Below are 15685 nucleotides of genomic sequence, written 5' to 3' on the forward strand. Positions count from 1 at the left end.
TTGGTTAAGTTAGCCCTTAACTACCGTTCGCCTCATCCTTTGGATCAACGTAGTAGCCTTGCTCTTTCAACGCATCCACAACCTCTTTGGGCATGTAGTTTTCGTCATGTTTGGCAAGAATTTCAGTAGCTTGGAACACCCCATCCACATAGCTGCCGGTAGCAACCGTACCCTGTCCCTCTTTAAACAGATCTGGCAACACACCTGCATAGCTGGCCTTGATCGTGGCACCGCCATCGGTGATATTAAAGGTAATCACTTCCCCCTGACCACGCTTCAATGACCCCTCCTCCACCAGCCCGCCAACGCGCAACACCTGTGTTGGCGGCGGCGTATCTTCAACGATCTGGCTCGGGCTTTTGAAAAAGTTGATCCCGTCGCGCATCGCATAGCCAATCAGCGCCGTGGATATCGCCAAAGCGACGAAAGCCACGATGATAACCTGTATCCGGCGTTTTTTCTTTAGTCCCTTCATGACACTCCTTTAAGGGAAAACCGGCGCGGCCATCAGACCGGCTGTTTCCACCTCTCCCAACATGATGTTTGCGTTTTGCAGCGCCTGACCGGATGACCCTTTGGTCAGATTGTCCAGCGCTGCGACGATAATTGTGCGTCCTTCGATGCGGTCCGCGACCACCCCGATATGACAGAAGTTCGAACCGCGAATATGGCGGGTTGACGGAGCCTCGCCAAATGGCAAGGTCAGGATGAATGGTTCGTCCCGATAGGCATCCTCCAAGGCGGCATGCACCTTTTGGGCCTCGCCCTTGACATAAACCGTGGCCAGAATACCGCGGTTGGCAGGGATCAGATGCGGGGTGAACTGCACCCGTATTTCCCGCCCTGCAACGCGCGAAAACTCCTGATCGAACTCGGCCAGATGCCGGTGCGTGCCACCAATAGCATAGGGGTGATACCCCTCGGACAATTCGGCGTGCAGCAGGTTTTCCTTCAGCGCCCTGCCCGCCCCCGACACGGCGGCCTTCAGATCAATCACGATATCATCCAGATCAATCAGCCCGCCCGCCATCAGCGGGCGCAGCGCATATTGGCCGGTCGCAGCATTACAGCCGGTGCCCGCCACCAGCCGTGCGGCGCGGATTTCATCGCGGTAAAATTCGGTCAGCCCGTAAACGGCTTCGGGTTGCAGATGCGGCGCGCCGTGGGGCTTGCCATACCATTTTTCATACTCATCCAGATCGCGCAGCCGGAAATCGGCGGACAGATCAACGATGCGCAGATCGGCAGGCAATTCACGGATCACGGCTTGTGATGTGGCATGTGGCAAGGCACAGAACGCCAGATCAACACCGGAAAAGTCGATTTCATCAATCTTTACCAGATCGGGCAGGTCCAGATGGCGCAGGTGCGGGAAGACATCGCGGTAGGCCATGCCGGCCTTGCGTTCGCCGGACAGGGCAACGATTTCCATATTGGGGTGGCCGGCAATCAGGCGCACCAGTTCAGCGCCTGTATAGCCGCTGGCACCAAGGATCGCGATTTTATGGGTCATGGGTGACCTCTTTCATGTTCATCAGGAATATAGGCAGGGTTGGGGCCGCCTGCAATCACGCAGACTGAAAGGTGATCTTTCGTCGCAGGAACTGCGTGGCCCGATCAGAAACCGAGGCCGGGTCACCTGTGGTCAGAAACAGCGATTTATTGCCCGGCCCTTGCATATTCGGGTGGCGGGTCAGGTAATCGGCCAGACTTTCAGCCACCAGATCGGCTTGGGAAAACACCTTCACATCCGGGCCCAAAGCCGCCTGAAAGGTGCTTTCCATCAGCGGATAATGGGTGCAGCCCAGAATCGCTGCCTGCGGCGCTGGCATTTTGCGCTTCAAGGCATCCACATGACTGCGCACCAGCGCTTCGGCCAAAATCTCGTCGCCATCCTCGATTGCGTCCACAACACCACCGCAGGCTTGCGCCTCGACATCGACACCGATCGCCCGAAACGCCAGTTCCCGCTGAAAGGCGCGGCTGGCGACGGTGGCAGGGGTGGCAAACAGCGCAACGTGTTTCACAGCCACTTCGCGCGGCGGGGAATTGTCGCCCCAATCGCGTTCTGTCAGCGCCTCGATCAGGGGCACGAACACGCCCAGCACCCGCTTGCCATCGGGCAACCCTTCCTCCTGCATCCGGCGCAGGGCGGCTGCGGAAGCGGTATTACAGGCCAGAATAACCAGATCGCAACCAGCGTCCCACAGACGGGCCACGGCGGCTTTGGTCAGGGTATAGACATCCTCGGCATCGCGCACGCCATAAGGGGCATGGGCGCTGTCGCCCAGATAGACAAAAGGCACATCGGGCAGGCGTTTGGTGACGGCATCCAGCACCGTCAGCCCGCCCAGACCTGAATCAAAAATTCCGACTGCCATGTTCCGCTCCGTTTCGCGTTCGGCTTGTAAATACGCAGGTTTTGGGTGGAAATCTATGGCTTATTCGGCAGCATCCACAATATCCGCCCCGCCCGCGCGAAAGGCCGCCAATAGCGCCTCGCGCCGTTTGGTGGCGGTGGTTTCATTGGCCATTTTCACAGGTCCAAAGCCACGGACAGACAGTGGCAATTCGGCCAGTTCCACCGCAATATCAAGGGTTTGCGGCGTGACATTTGGCAGGATTTCGGCCATGTCCGCCTCGTATTGTGCAATCAACGCCCGTTCCATTTTGCGTTCCCTAGTGCGCCCGAACAGATCAAACGCCGTGCCGCGCAGCCCCTTCAAACGCGCCAGCAGGCGATAAACTGGCATGATCCAGCCGCCAAATTCGCGTTTCTTTGGTCGCCCGTTGGCGTCCATACCAGACAGGATCGGAGGCGCCAGATGGAAGCGCATGGTGAAATCGCCGTCAAATTCCGCCTTGGCCATTTCCCGCACATCCAGCATCAGGCGGGCAACCTCGTATTCGTCCTTATAGGCCAGCAGTTTGTGATACCCCTTGGCCACGGCCTGTTTCAGCCGCGGATCCTGCACCTGATCGACCAGCGACAGATAGCGGGATTTCAGCGCCTCGTTCTGGTAATCCACCAGATAATCCGCACGATAGGCGATAATCTCCTCCAGCGATTTAGGCTTGCCCACCACCACCGGCGCTATGGCCTTGGCCGCATCCTCGGGGAATTCCACCGCCCAGCGACCAATTTCAAAAGCACGCTTGTTGCCCTCGACAGCCGCCTTGTTCAATTCAATCGCCGCCATGATCGCATCATAGGACAGTGGCAACAGCCCGCGCTGCCACGCCGCCCCGACGATCATCATGTTGGAAAAGATACTGTCGCCCAGCAAGGCCCGCGCCAGTTCCGAGGCATCGAATTCCACCAGATTTCCGGCCAAACGCGCCTCGAGCTGCAATTCCAGCCGGTCAAACGGCAGTTTGAATTCGGTGTCGCGGGTGAAATCGCCGGTGATTATCTGATGGCTGTTCACCACCGCCCCCGTGCGCCCCGTTTTCATCAACCCGATGGTTTTTGCCCCCGCAGTGGTGACCAGATCCCCCCCCAGAACCGCATCCGCCTCGCCCAAAGCCACGCGAATGGCGTCGATATCCTCGGGCGCGTTGGCCAGCCGCAGGTGGATATGCACCGCACCGCCCTTTTGCGCGAGGCCCGCCATTTCCATCATACCGGCCCCCTTGCCGTCGATATGCGCGGCCTGCGCAAGGATCGCGCCGATGGTGACAACGCCGGTGCCGCCAACGCCGGTGATCACCACGTTGTGGGTGCCGTCAATAGCGGGCACGGTTGGCTCGGGCAGGTCCGGCAGATCGATCTGCGCGGTCGCGGATTTTTTCGGGGTGGCGCCCTGTAGCGTCACAAAAGAGGGGCAAAAGCCGTTTATGCAACTAAAATCCTTGTTGCAGGACGACTGGTCAATCGCCCGTTTGCGCCCCAGTTCGGTTTCAACCGGCACGATCGACACACAGTTGGATTGCACACCGCAATCGCCGCAACCCTCGCAGACATCGGGGTTGATAAACACCCGCTTGTCAGGGTCGGGAAACAGCCCGCGCTTGCGGCGGCGGCGCTTTTCAGCGGCGCAGGTCTGGACATAAAGAATGACCGTCACACCTTTGATTTTACTGTATTTACGCTGAACATCCATCAGCTCGGCACGCTCGTACCACTCCAGCCCCGCTGGAAACGCACCACGGTCAATATCCTCTTTTTCGTCATAGACTACGGCAATGTGTTTCACCCCCATCGCCTGAACCTCGCGGGCAATGCGCGGGGCGTCCAGATCGCCTTCGTTCGCCTGTCCGCCGGTCATCGCCACCGCGTCATTGTACAGAATTTTGTAGGTCATCGTGGTGCCCGCCGCCACGGCCGAGCGGATCGCCATAATGCCCGAATGGTTATAGGTGCCATCGCCGATGTTCTGGAACACGTGATCCGTGTTGGAAAACAACGATTCACCGACCCAGTTTGCCCCCTCGCCACCCATCTGGGTAAAACCGATGGTGGAACGGTCCATCCATTGCACCATGTAATGGCAGCCAATCCCTGCATAGGCGCGGCTGCCTTCGGGCACTTTGGTCGAGGAATTATGCGGGCAACCCGAGCAGAAATAGGGTAAACGGGCCGCGATTTCTTCGGCGTTATCGGCTGTGCGGGCCTCGTCCAGCAGTTGCAGACCAGCCTTGATCCGGTCCGTGCCGCGTCCTTCGTCAATCAGGATGCCGCCGATCTTTTCGGCAATCATAATCGGGTCCAATGCCATGCGGGTGGGGAACAATTCATTACCCCGATCATCCCGCCAGCCGTAAACCCGCCGCCCGCGCCGGTCATCAAAGATCGCTTCCTTGATCTGCACCTCCAGCAGCTTGCGCTTTTCCTCGACCACCACAATCAGGTCCAGCCCCTCGGCCCAGTCGCGAAAACTGTCCATATCCAGCGGCCAGGTCTGGCCGATTTTGTAAGTGGTGATGCCCAGCCGATCGGCCTCATTGGCATCCATCCCCAGCAATTCCATCGCATGAGTCAGATCCAGCCAGTTTTTCCCAGCCGCCACAAAGCCGATTTTCGAACCCGCTTTTCCCCAAACCCGTTTGTCTATTTTATTCGCCTTTGCAAAGGCTTCTGCGGCGACCCTCTTGTAGTCGATCATCCGCGCTTCTTGCAAAACCGGCGTATCGATCAGGCGAATATTCAGTCCCCCTTGGGGCATCTCGAATTTTGGTTTGACAAACTGCATCCGGTCGGGATGGCCATCAACCACGCTTGTGACCTCGATGGTATCTTTCATCACTTTCAGACCGGTCCAGACACCGGCAAAGCGGCTTAGCGCCCAGCCATACAGCCCGTAATCCAGAATTTCCTGCACTCCGGCAGGTGATACGATCGGCATATAAGCGTCCACCATCGCCCAATCGGACTGGTGCAAGGTGGTCGAACTTTCGCCTGTATGATCATCGCCCATCGCCATCACCACCCCGCCATGCGGGCTGGTTCCGGCCATATTGGCGTGGCGCATTACATCACCCGAACGGTCCACACCGGGGCCTTTGCCATACCACAGCGAAAACACGCCATCATATTTGCCCTCGCCGCGCAGTTCAGCCTGTTGCGTGCCCCAGATCGCTGTGGCGGCCAGATCCTCGTTCATGCCGGGCTGAAAGGTGATGTTGGACGCCTCAAGCACCTTTTGCGCTCGCTGCATTTGCAGATCCACGGCTCCAAGAGGCGATCCGCGATAACCGGTGCAATAGCCCGCCGTATTCAGCCCCGCAGCCGCATCCCGCGCCTGCTGCATCAGCATCAGCCGAACCAGCGCCTGCGTGCCGTTTAACAGAACAGGCGACTTCTCAAGATCGAAACGATCATTCAGACTGATGTTTTGAGCGGTCATCGTGCGGCTTCTCCCCTTAGACGCAGTATAGCACAACAATAGGTCATAAACTTTGACCTACCAAGCAAAAAATAGTGATGGTTTGCACTTTCCTTTCCTGATGCTTCAGTGGATAATTCTGTTTCAAAATCTGGCATTATCAGTAATTGTTGGGGCGTTATGGACTGGGACAAGCTAAGAATATTTCACGCAGTGGCCGATGCGGGCAGCCTGACACGCGCTGGCGAGGTTCTGAATCTGTCGCAATCAGCCGTCAGCCGACAAATTCGCGCGCTTGAAGAAAGCCTGAACGCCACCCTGTTCCACCGCCATGCACGCGGGCTGATTCTAACGGAACAGGGCGAATTGCTGTTTGATGCCACCAAATCAATTGATCATCGGCTAGAAGCGGCGACCGCCCGCATCCGCGACAGCGCCGACGAGGTTTTCGGCGAATTGCGCGTCACCACCACGATGGGTTTCGGCCTGTTGTGGCTGGCCCCGCGCCTGTCACAACTATACGAAAACTATCCTGACCTGCGTATTGACCTGATCCTGAAGGAACGCGTGCTGGATCTGCCCATGCGCGAGGCCGACGTGGCCATCCGTATGAAAGAGCCGTCACAGGCCGACCTGATCCGCAAACGCCTGATGAATGTAAACATGCGCCTTTACGCAACCCGCAAATATCTGGACGAACACGGCACACCGGAAAAACCCGAAGATTTGCAAACGCACCGTTTGATTTGCCAAAGCACAACCGCCCAGCAGGTCAGCGCAAGTTCGATTTTCACACACAAACTGTTAAGCGGCGGTGTGCGCTCGCTGCTGACGGTGAACAACTACTTTGGTATTCTTCAAGCCATGCGAAGCCACCTTGGAATCGGGGCATTGCCGGATTATGTAACCGAAGATTTCCCCGATCTGGTGCGGGTATTGCCCGAGATGGAATCCAGTGACATCCCTGTTTTCCTTGCCTACCCCGAGGAATTGCGCCACTCCAAACGCATTGCTGCGTTTCGTGATTTCGTGACTGAAGAAATCATTGCACGCCGCAAAAGGATGCGCGCCGAGATTAAAAAATAAGCTATGCGTTGAATGCATAGCGGGTTTTCAACCATATCCCTTGAAAGCGCCGGTTGGCCAACCTAAATAACACTCATGAAGGCAGTAATCGAGGCAACTCTTGCTGGTTTCATACCTCCCTGTTGGACTTCGGCCGAGCTTTATAGCTCGGCCTTTTTTTTGGCAAATCGGCAGGTATTGATCTGCGGCTTTGAAGAAATGCACGGTCGGCTTCATTTTCTGTCAGGGTCAGTGCCTGTTCATAAGCCGCATGTGCCAATTCAACATGCCCGGCGCGCCGAAACATATCCGCCGTTGCGGCGTGGTAGGGTTGGTAATTTTCCAAACGCTGCGCCATCGGTTCCAGCATTTCCAGCGCCTGTTCCACCCCGTCCGAATAGGAAACCGCCACCGCCAGATTCAGTTGCACGATATCGCTGGGCAACATTTGCGCCAGCAACCGGTATAGGGCGGCAATCTGGGGCCAATCGGTATCTTTGGCGCTTGCCGCCTCGCAATGCAGGGCGGCGATAGCGGCCTGTAACTGATACGGTCCCACCTGCCCCCGTTTCATTGTCGCTTCCAGAACGCCCTGCCCTTCGGCAATCCGTTTCCCATCCCAAAGGGTTCGGTCCTGTTCGTCTAGCGGCACATAGGCCCCAGCCCGATAGCGCGCCTTTCGCCGGGCATGGGTCAGCAGGATCAGCGCCAGCAATCCCGCGGCCTCGGGCGCATCCGGGCATAGCTGCACCATCAGGCGTGCCAGAAAAATCGCCTCGTCACACAGGTCAACCCGGATCGGGGCATCCCCGCTGCTGGCGGCATAGCCTTCGTTAAAGATCAGATAGATCACCGACAAAACGGAATTGATCCGCTCCTCCAACGCCTCGCCATCCGGAATTTCGAATGGAATCCCCGCCTTGCTGATCTTGCTACGCGCGCGGGCCAGTCGCTGCCCCATCGTCGCGGGCTTATCCAGATAGGCGCGGGCGATTTCCTCGGTCGTCAAACCGCCAAGGGTGCGCAGGGTCAGGGCCACGCGGCTCTTTTCATCCAGCGCCGGGTGGCAACATGTGAATATCAACCGCAGACGATGATCAGGGATGTCGTGGGTCTCGGCGGGGGCGTCTGCCTCGGCCTGCTCCAGCACTGCAATTTGCGCGGATTTCTCTTTCAGCGCCTTGTCACGCCGGAACCGGTCCAGCGCCTTGCGCCGCGCCACCTGCAACAGCCAGCCACGGCGCGATTTCGGTATCCCGCTGTCGAGCCATTTCCAAAGCGGTTTCAATCGCATCCTGCAAACATTCCTCGGCCAGCTCGAAATCGCCAATTGCGGCCGTCAAAGCCGCAATCAGCCGCCCCCTGTCCTGACGCAGGGTATAGTCAATCGCCGTATGCACGACATCGGGGGCGGCTATCATATCAGTCGAATGTCATAACCGGACGGACCTCGACCGTGCCGTATTCGGCGGTCGGGATCATCTTGGCGTATTTGATCGGGTAGTGTCGCGAGTTTGGTGGAAATTCGAGGACGGCGTAATCTCCGGGTGCATCGAAGCCACCCAACCGGCGGCTAGAACCGCCAAGGAGATCACGCCATGACAAAGAATACAGCAACATCGACATCCGCGCTACTGGCCAATGAAGCAGGCTATGACCCGATTGAAGACCGGCTGCGCCAGAACATCCGCGCGACGATCGAGGCGGTTTTCGAAGAGGAGCTGGAGCAGTTTCTGGGCCGTTGCCGGTATGGCCGCAGCGGCGGGGCAAAGGCCGGATACCGCCACGGGCATCGCGAGCGGCAACTGGTCGGAACATTTGGAACCGAAACGGTGCGCGTGCCGCGTGCGCGGATCACAGGCGAGGCCGGCAAGGCCAGAGAATGGCGCTCGAAGGCATTGCCCCGCTACCAGCGGCTGACGAAGAAGGCCGAGGCGCTGATCGCTGCTGTCTACCTTTCGGGCACCAACACACGGCGGGTAAAACGCGCCCTGTTCGGCCTGTTTCAGGGGGCGGTCAGCAAGGATGTGGTGAGCCGCGCCTGGCGCAAGGTGAAGGTGGACTGGCAGGCGTGGTGCGCCCGCAGCCTTGCGGATGAAGACATCGTGCGGCTGATCCTGGACGGCACCGTGATCAAAACGCGGATTGACAGGAAGGCCACCAATATCTCGGTTCTGGCCGCGATTGGCGTGCGCCGGGATGGGCAGAAGGTCTTGTTATCACTGATGAACATGGGCGGCGAAAGCACCTCCGCCTGGCGTCAGTTCATCAACGATCTGGATGCGCGCGGGTTGAAACGGCCCGAATTTGTCATCGTGGACGGGGCACCGGGACTTGAGGTCGCTCTCATTGCCCTCTGGGGTGAAGATCTGCCGATCCAGAGGTGCACGGTGCACAAGCACCGCAACCTTCTGGCCAAGGCACCCAAGCGTATGCATGATGAGTTGACAGAAGATTACCGCGACATGATCTACGCCAAAACACCCGAGGAAATCGCCACCCGCCGCAAGGCATTTCTGCGAAAATGGCGGCTGAAATGCAAGGCCGTCGCTGACAGCTTGGAAGAAGCAGGAGATAAGCTTTTCACCTTCACGCGTCTGCCACAAGGCCAGTGGAAATCGGCCAGAACGACAAATGCGATCGAACGCCTGAACGAGGAATTCCGCCGCCGCATCAAGACCCAGACCGTGCTGCCATGCGCCGAGACCGTGCCGATGCTGCTTTGGGCTCTGATGGCCTCGGGGCAGATCGTCATGCGAAAGGTCGATGGCTGGGAAACGCTCGCTCAGCCCGTCGCCGACGCAACCCTTGACCAAGCCGCCTGACCGGCGCATAACTCAACCCGCTCGGAGGTGCCTGAAATCAATTTCCACCACTTTCGAGACACAACCGTTTGATCGCGTCATCCAGTGTGTCGCATTCAAACAGATAAAACCCGCCCAACTGTTCCTTGGTTTCAGCAAAAGGGCCGTCCATCAATTCGGCCTTGCCATCGCGGATGCGAATGCTGGTGGCGGTTTCGACCGGTTGCAGGGCCTCGCCTGCCAGCATCACACCATCCTCGGCATATTTCTTGCCGGCGGCTTGATACCCGCCCATCAACTGCCCGAATTCCGGTGTATTGGGTTGCGGGCCGGCATCCTGTGCAGAATAGATCAAAGCAAGATATTTCATAGCGTTTCCTTTACTATTAATAAGACCTCTGCATGAGGCCATGGCTTTCGGTTGAAGCAAGATTTCGGCCGCCCACCTTGCGCCCCTGCGGGTCCGGCGGACAGACGGGTGGCGGGGTTTGGGGCTATGCGATTGCGGGGGTTTGCGGGTTGAGGGTGATCCTGTTTGCGGCCTTGAGCAGGTTTTGCGCGATGGCGGCCATGACCATCTGGGCATGCACCCTGGCGCGCCCGAAATATCTCGCCCGCTGCAGGCCGAAGAGGCGTTTCATCGTGCCGAAAGTCTGCTCGATGCGGAAGCGGCGTTTCGAAATCAGCCGGTTGAAGCGTTTCTCCGATTGCCGCAGGGGGCGGCCGCGCGCTGCCTTGCGCAGGATGCCGTCGCGGTATTTGCCGCGCAGCATCTGGCGGTTGGCCTTGCTCGCATAGGCCTTGTCGGCCAGCACCCGCTGCGCCTTTGCGCCCGCGATCATGGTGGCGAATTCGGGGCTTTCGGCGGCATTGGCGGGCGTGGTGTGCACCTTGTCGATAAAGCCCTCTTCGTCGCAGCGGGCAAAGCCCTTGTAGCCGAGCGTGCTCTTGCGGCCCTTCTTGACCCAGCGGGCATCAGGGTCGGCGCTGAAATGCAGCTGTGCCCCGTCGGGTGAGACCTCGGGCGGATCATCCGGCGTCCCTTCCCTTGCCCCGTCCTCTGCCCGGTCCTGCGGGGCGTCGATATGGGTGCGCGGGCGCGCCGCCGCCGCGATCAGGGTCGCATCAATGATCGCCGCCTCAGCCTCTTTCAGCTTCAGCCCATGCGCCTCGATCTGGCGGCAGACCTCGGCCAGCAGCTCATCGTAAACGCCACCCCGGACCAGCGCATTGCGGAACCGGCAGTGGGTCGTCTCATCCGGCACCGACGCGTGCAGATCGAGCCCGCAGAACAGCATGAAATCCAGCCGCACCTTCAAGGCCCGCTCCAGCTTCGGGTCGCTCAGCCCGTGCCACTGGCCAACCAGAAGACACTTGAACAGAACCAGCGGATCATAGCCCTGAGGCCCGATCCCCGAGCGCCCCAGACCGCGCCGCAGGATCGGCAAAAACGAGTTCCAATCCATCAGCGCGTCGATCTTCGACAGAACGTCATCCGCGCCGATCCGTGCCGCCGCTTCGTGCAGGAAAAGGTCCATCTATTCACCCCAGAGATTTCCCGGCTAGCTTACCAAAACGGCCAACCCGGGGGAATCCCGATGTTATGCAGAGGTCTTTGTTAAGTCTTGTCGTAACCACGGCAGGCTGATAGCTGTTTTTCAATCCCGATGGTTTTGATCGGGTTTGAAAGGGAAACGGCACTTGGTACAGACACCTCCACGTCTTGAAATCAGGAATATCATCCGCAGCTATGATGGCCGGCGGGTGGTTGATGGTGTGTCCCTAAGGGTCGAGCCGGGGCAGGTGACCTGTCTGCTTGGCCCTTCGGGCTGCGGCAAATCCACCACCTTGCGCATCATTGCGGGCGTCGAAATGCAGGACAGCGGCGAAATATACGCCGATGGTGAACTGGTGTGTGACACCGTATTCCGCATCCCGCCCGAGGGGCGATCGATCGGGTTGATGTTTCAGGATTTCGCGCTGTTCCCGCATCTAAGCGTGGCGCAAAACGTGGGCTTTGGCCTGCCGCGCAAAGGCGCCGGGGTTGATGCGCGGATCATGGAACTGCTGGAACGGGTCGGGCTGGCGCATCACGCCCAAGATTACCCGCACCAACTGTCGGGCGGCGAACAACAGCGGGTGGCGCTGGCTCGCGCCTTGGCCCCGCGCCCGAAAATCATGCTAATGGACGAGCCGTTTTCCGGCCTTGATAACCGCTTGCGCGACGGCATCCGCGACGAAACACTGGACCTGTTGAAAGAAGAAGGCACTGCCGTTTTGCTGGTCACACACGAGCCGGACGAGGCCATGCGCATGGCCGATGAAATTGCCCTGATGCGTGATGGCAAGATCATCCAGCAGGGCGCACCCTATAACATCTACAACAGCCCGCGCGACAAAAAAGCGGCGGCATTTTTCTCGGATATCAATGTGATAGAGGGCACTGTTAAAGGGGCGCTGACGGAAACGCCCTTTGGCCAGTTCCTTGCCCCCGGCGTGCCCGATGGCACCAAAGTGGAAATCGTTTCCCGCCCGCAGCATATCCGCATTGATTTTGATCGCGGCGGACGTGGCCCAAACCCGACCGCCAGCGATGGCGTGGCGGCGCGGGCCAGCGTGATGCGAGCCCGGTTCATGGGGCGCGAGAGCCTTGTGGAATTCCGCATGGATGCCGACGGCTCGGTTCTGAAGGCGACCGTGCCGTCAGTGTTTCTGCCCGCCGAGGGAACCGTGATGTGGTTGACCCTGCCACGCGCGCGGTGTTTCGTGTTTCCCAAGACGGCGTAAACATAGAAAGCAACCGTGCTGATGGCTGAATACCTGCCCCTTGAAATTCCCGAAGACGGCAAGCTGGTGCATAACATCACCCGCTTTGCCCGTGCCTTGCGGGCCGCCGGTGTGCCGGTGGGGGCGGGGCGGCTGATCGGGGCGATCCATGCGGTGCAAGCCACGGGGTTTTCGGACCAGCGCGATTTCTACTGGTGTCTGCACGCCTGTTTCGTTTCCAAACCCGAACAGCGTGCGACCTTCCATCAGGTATTTCGCCTGTTCTGGCGCGATCCGCGCTATCTGGAACATATGATGGCAATGATGCTGCCTGCCGTGCGCGGGGTTCAGGAAGAACGCGCCGCCAAATCCGCCGAGAAACGCGCCGCCGAGGCCCTGCTGGATGGCGTCACCCGCGATGTGCCAGAGGTGGGCGAAGAAGGCGAAAGCGAGATCGAGATCGACGCCAGCCTGACCATGTCGCCCGAGGAACGGCTGCGCACGCTGGATTTCGAACAGATGAGCGTGGCGGAAATGGCACAGGCAAAACGGATGCTGGCGCGGCTGACCCTGCCGGTGAATCCGCTGCAATCGCGGCGCACACAGGCGGATGCGCGCGGGCGGGTGCTGGACTGGCGGCGCACGATGCGGGATGCGATGCGGCAGGGTGGCGAGGTGCAGGCGCTGGCGGTGAAAAAGCGCCGTGTGCGCTGGCCCAATCTGGTGGTGATCTGCGATATATCCGGGTCCATGTCGCACTATTCCCGCGCGGTGCTGCATTTTCTGCATGCTGTGGCCAATCAAAAGGGCGCGGGGTGGTCCAGGGTTTACGGGTTCACCTTTGGCACCCGCCTGACCAATATCACCCGCCATCTGGCCACGCGTGATGTGGATGCGGCACTGGCGGCGGCGGGGGCCGAGGCGCAGGACTGGGAAGGCGGCACGCGGATCGGGGCCTGTCTGCATACGTTTAACCGCGACTGGTCGCGGCGGGTGTTGGGGCAGGGGGCGGTGGTGCTGTTGATCACTGATGGGCTGGACCGCGACGATGCGGGGGCGCTGGGGCGTGAAATGGAGCGCCTGCACCTGTCTGCCCGCCGCCTGATCTGGCTAAACCCGCTGCTGCGCTGGGATGGCTTTGCCCCCAAGGCCCGCGGGATCGCGGCGATGCTGCCGCATGTGGACAGCTTTCGCGCGGGGCATAATATTGCGTCATTAGAGGCACTGGCGCAGGCGATTTCACGACCTGATGACATGGGCGAAAAATCCCGCCTCATGGCTGCGCTACAGGGTTAGGGCCGGCTGGTTGTTCTTGCGGTGCCGCCCCGCCATGTTGCGCGCCTTTTGGCCGCTCACCAACAGGCGTGCCGAGACCGGGCTTTCGATAAAATGATCCCACCCATTCCCGAAAATCAGACGTAATTCGGTGCGGGCTGCGGGCGTGATCGCATGCAGGGTCTGGGTGCCCAGATACAGGCTTTCTGCGGGCGCTCCTTCCGCAATCAGGATCTCGTGCTTGTCCATCAGGATATGATAATAGGTTATGTCACCAGTTATAGGTGCCACATCGATGCCTTCGATTGCGGTCAGGTCTTTTGCGGGGGCCAGAACCTCGGGCATGCCATACATCCGTTTGGCAATTTTAGAGCAAATCAGCAAACGGTGGTGAGCTATGCCCAAAAGTTGGTGACGCAGTAATCAGGCGGCATGTTTTTCCTGCTTGATCCCGTCCTTAAATTCAACCCCTTCGATGATTTCCGGCAATCGGAATGCGCCGTCGAGTTTACGCCATTTCTTCTTTGCCGACATCATCAGGCGGAAGGTCATTGCCAAGGCGGTCTTGCGCCCGAGGCAGCCTTTGGTCTTCTTCGTTCGGTGCCGCACGGTGGCAAATATGCTTTCGATGGGGTTGGATGTGCGGATGTGTTTCCAGTGCTCGGCAGGGAAGTCGTAGAAGGTCAGCAGCACGTCCCGGTCCTTGGTCAGCTTCCCCACGGCACGCTCGTATTTCACGCCATAGGCTTCGATGAAGAAATTGAACGCGGCCTCGGCGTCCCGTTTGTTCTCGGCCATCCAGATGTCCTGTAGATGGCCCTTGGCTTTGGCTTGCAGCGACTTCGGCATGGCATTCAGGACGTTGCCGGTTTTATGCACCCAGCAGCGCTGCTCCCGGGTCTCACCGAACACCTCCCGCAAGGCGTTCCAGAAGCCGAGCGCGCCATCACCAACGGCCAGATCAGGGGCTTTTCTGAGGCCACGACGTTGCAAGTCCAGCAGCAGTTCACGCCAGCTCTGGCTGCTTTCTCGATACCCGTCCACGAGGCCCAGAACATCCTTGTTACCCCACTCGTCCGCGCCGATGATCACCAGCATGCATTGCTTGTCAGCATCCGTGCGCGGCTTGAAATAAACCCCGTCGGCCCAGAAATACACATAGCGTTTGGCCGACAGGTCACGCCGGTTCCAACGCTCGTATTCTGCCCACCACTCCGCCTTCAGGCGCGAAATCGTGCTCGATGTCAAACCACCCGCATCAGGCCCCAGAAGGGCCGCCAGTGCTTCGCCGAAATCACCCGTGGAAATACCTTTGAGATAGAGCCAGGGCAACAACTCCTCGACCGACTTTGCCCGGCGCAGATACGGCGGCAGAAGCGTCGAGGTGAACCTGATCTTCTCCGCCCCCGTGCCACGATCACGCACCCGAGGCACATTCACCGGGACAGGGCCGATCCCCGTCATCACCTCGCGCTCCGGCAGGTATCCGTGGCGAACAAGGCGCTGGCGACCGGCCGAATCCCTCAAATGCGCGTGTTGCGCCATCAGATCACAAACCTCGGCCTCGACCGCCTGTGCCAACAGATCCCGCGCGCCTTTGCGCAAGATATCCGTCAGCGGATCAGGTGAAATTCCGGCTGGATCGGTAAACTCCAAAATAGTATCGTCTTCCATGTGGCATATCCTTTTCTCTCTGAGAATCGCGGCGCGTCAACACCGCCATGATATGCCACCCAATCACCCCATCACCAACTTTCGGGCATTACTCAAAGACTCATTGAAACCACCTTTCCAACCGCACGGGCAATACCATCGTTCGGAGCCTATTGGAGCCCGTCTTAATGCTTAAGATCGTCTGTTTATCGCTCCGTGTCCAGCCCGATTGAAGTCAGCCGTAATTTACGAGCCACTACAGACTTGAACTGTTTACTAATTGCGAAACAAGAGGTG

14 protein-coding genes are annotated in these 15685 nt (G+C 59.0%); 4 read left to right on the forward strand and 10 right to left on the reverse strand.

Annotation, left to right across the window (positions count from 1 at the left end):
- Positions 1 to 16: 16 nt before the first annotated feature.
- The 4 genes from ccmE to ACQY4M_RS05075 are packed head-to-tail and all read right to left on the reverse strand — an operon-like array spanning position 17 to position 5846.
- Complete coding sequence (gene ccmE, locus ACQY4M_RS05060) at positions 17 to 475, reverse strand: cytochrome c maturation protein CcmE (protein WP_428541617.1); 459 nt, start codon at positions 473 to 475, stop codon at positions 17 to 19.
- Between the two features lie 9 nt (positions 476 to 484).
- A complete protein-coding gene (gene argC / locus ACQY4M_RS05065; RefSeq protein ID WP_428541620.1) occupies positions 485 to 1513 on the reverse strand; it encodes an N-acetyl-gamma-glutamyl-phosphate reductase in 1029 nt (342 codons plus the stop codon).
- Between the two features lie 55 nt (positions 1514 to 1568).
- On the reverse strand, positions 1569 to 2381 hold the full coding sequence (locus ACQY4M_RS05070) for a glutamate racemase (protein ID WP_428541623.1): 813 nt from the start codon (positions 2379 to 2381) through the stop codon (positions 1569 to 1571).
- A gap of 60 nt (positions 2382 to 2441) precedes the next feature.
- A complete protein-coding gene (locus ACQY4M_RS05075) occupies positions 2442 to 5846 on the reverse strand; it encodes an indolepyruvate ferredoxin oxidoreductase family protein (RefSeq protein WP_428541626.1) in 3405 nt (1134 codons plus the stop codon).
- 159 nt (positions 5847 to 6005) lie between these two features.
- Here ACQY4M_RS05075 and ACQY4M_RS05080 point away from each other — a divergent pair, with 159 nt between their 5' ends.
- Positions 6006 to 6911, forward strand: coding sequence for a LysR family transcriptional regulator (locus ACQY4M_RS05080; protein WP_428541629.1), 906 nt, complete (start codon positions 6006 to 6008; stop codon positions 6909 to 6911).
- Between the two features lie 109 nt (positions 6912 to 7020).
- Here ACQY4M_RS05080 and ACQY4M_RS05085 read toward each other — a convergent pair whose 3' ends face one another.
- Positions 7021 to 8184 carry an RNA polymerase sigma factor gene (locus ACQY4M_RS05085; protein WP_428541632.1) on the reverse strand — a complete coding sequence of 388 codons (1164 nt, stop codon included), beginning with the start codon at positions 8182 to 8184 and terminating at the stop codon, positions 7021 to 7023.
- Entirely contained in the window at positions 8075 to 8311 is a 237-nt protein-coding gene (locus tag ACQY4M_RS05090) for a hypothetical protein (protein ID WP_428541635.1), read from the reverse strand. The genes ACQY4M_RS05085 and ACQY4M_RS05090 overlap by 110 nt, the downstream gene beginning before the upstream one ends.
- Positions 8312 to 8488: 177 nt before the next feature.
- On the opposite strand from ACQY4M_RS05090, the gene ACQY4M_RS05095 reads away from it, so the two are divergent.
- On the forward strand, positions 8489 to 9715 hold the full coding sequence (locus tag ACQY4M_RS05095; RefSeq protein WP_428539582.1) for an IS256 family transposase: 1227 nt from the start codon (positions 8489 to 8491) through the stop codon (positions 9713 to 9715).
- A 37-nt stretch (positions 9716 to 9752) separates the two neighbouring features.
- Here ACQY4M_RS05095 and ACQY4M_RS05100 read toward each other — a convergent pair whose 3' ends face one another.
- Together ACQY4M_RS05100 and ACQY4M_RS05105 are read right to left on the reverse strand one after the other, a co-directional pair.
- Entirely contained in the window at positions 9753 to 10064 is a 312-nt protein-coding gene (locus ACQY4M_RS05100) for a YciI family protein (RefSeq protein WP_428541638.1), read from the reverse strand.
- A gap of 124 nt (positions 10065 to 10188) precedes the next feature.
- The gene (locus tag ACQY4M_RS05105) at positions 10189 to 11232 is read right to left on the reverse strand and encodes an IS5 family transposase (RefSeq protein ID WP_428539221.1); all 1044 of its coding nucleotides are present in this window, start codon (positions 11230 to 11232) and stop codon (positions 10189 to 10191) included.
- A 163-nt stretch (positions 11233 to 11395) separates the two neighbouring features.
- Between ACQY4M_RS05105 and ACQY4M_RS05110 the strand changes: the two genes are divergently transcribed.
- Positions 11396 to 12481, forward strand: a complete 1086-nt coding sequence (locus ACQY4M_RS05110) for an ABC transporter ATP-binding protein (protein WP_428541641.1) — start codon at positions 11396 to 11398, stop codon at positions 12479 to 12481.
- A gap of 21 nt (positions 12482 to 12502) precedes the next feature.
- Positions 12503 to 13756, forward strand: coding sequence for a vWA domain-containing protein (locus ACQY4M_RS05115; protein ID WP_428541644.1), 1254 nt, complete (start codon positions 12503 to 12505; stop codon positions 13754 to 13756).
- On the opposite strand, the gene ACQY4M_RS05120 is transcribed toward ACQY4M_RS05115, so the two are convergent.
- A complete protein-coding gene (locus tag ACQY4M_RS05120; protein ID WP_428541647.1) occupies positions 13745 to 14140 on the reverse strand; it encodes a Hint domain-containing protein in 396 nt (131 codons plus the stop codon). The genes ACQY4M_RS05115 and ACQY4M_RS05120 overlap by 12 nt on opposite strands.
- Before the next feature lie 18 nt (positions 14141 to 14158).
- Entirely contained in the window at positions 14159 to 15409 is a 1251-nt protein-coding gene (locus tag ACQY4M_RS05125; protein WP_428539230.1) for an IS256 family transposase, read from the reverse strand.
- Between the last annotated feature and the right edge of the window lie 276 nt (positions 15410 to 15685).

This window comes from Profundibacter sp., from assembly GCF_965277155.1.
GTDB lineage: Bacteria > Pseudomonadota > Alphaproteobacteria > Rhodobacterales > Rhodobacteraceae > Profundibacter.

Excerpts from the sequence above, each read along its gene's own strand:
- ccmE (WP_428541617.1), bottom strand. The coding sequence starts at position 475 with ATGAAGGGACTAAAGAAAAAACGCCGGATACAGGTTATCATCGTGGCT.
- argC (WP_428541620.1), bottom strand. The coding sequence starts at position 1,513 with ATGACCCATAAAATCGCGATCCTTGGTGCCAGCGGCTATACAGGCGCT.
- ACQY4M_RS05070 (WP_428541623.1), bottom strand. The coding sequence starts at position 2,381 with ATGGCAGTCGGAATTTTTGATTCAGGTCTGGGCGGGCTGACGGTGCTG.
- ACQY4M_RS05075 (WP_428541626.1), bottom strand. The coding sequence starts at position 5,846 with ATGACCGCTCAAAACATCAGTCTGAATGATCGTTTCGATCTTGAGAAG.
- ACQY4M_RS05080 (WP_428541629.1), top strand. The coding sequence starts at position 6,006 with ATGGACTGGGACAAGCTAAGAATATTTCACGCAGTGGCCGATGCGGGC.
- ACQY4M_RS05085 (WP_428541632.1), bottom strand. The coding sequence starts at position 8,184 with ATGCGATTGAAACCGCTTTGGAAATGGCTCGACAGCGGGATACCGAAA.
- ACQY4M_RS05090 (WP_428541635.1), bottom strand. The coding sequence starts at position 8,311 with ATGATAGCCGCCCCCGATGTCGTGCATACGGCGATTGACTATACCCTG.
- ACQY4M_RS05095 (WP_428539582.1), top strand. The coding sequence starts at position 8,489 with ATGACAAAGAATACAGCAACATCGACATCCGCGCTACTGGCCAATGAA.
- ACQY4M_RS05100 (WP_428541638.1), bottom strand. The coding sequence starts at position 10,064 with ATGAAATATCTTGCTTTGATCTATTCTGCACAGGATGCCGGCCCGCAA.
- ACQY4M_RS05105 (WP_428539221.1), bottom strand. The coding sequence starts at position 11,232 with ATGGACCTTTTCCTGCACGAAGCGGCGGCACGGATCGGCGCGGATGAC.
- ACQY4M_RS05115 (WP_428541644.1), top strand. The coding sequence starts at position 12,503 with ATGGCTGAATACCTGCCCCTTGAAATTCCCGAAGACGGCAAGCTGGTG.
- ACQY4M_RS05125 (WP_428539230.1), bottom strand. The coding sequence starts at position 15,409 with ATGGAAGACGATACTATTTTGGAGTTTACCGATCCAGCCGGAATTTCA.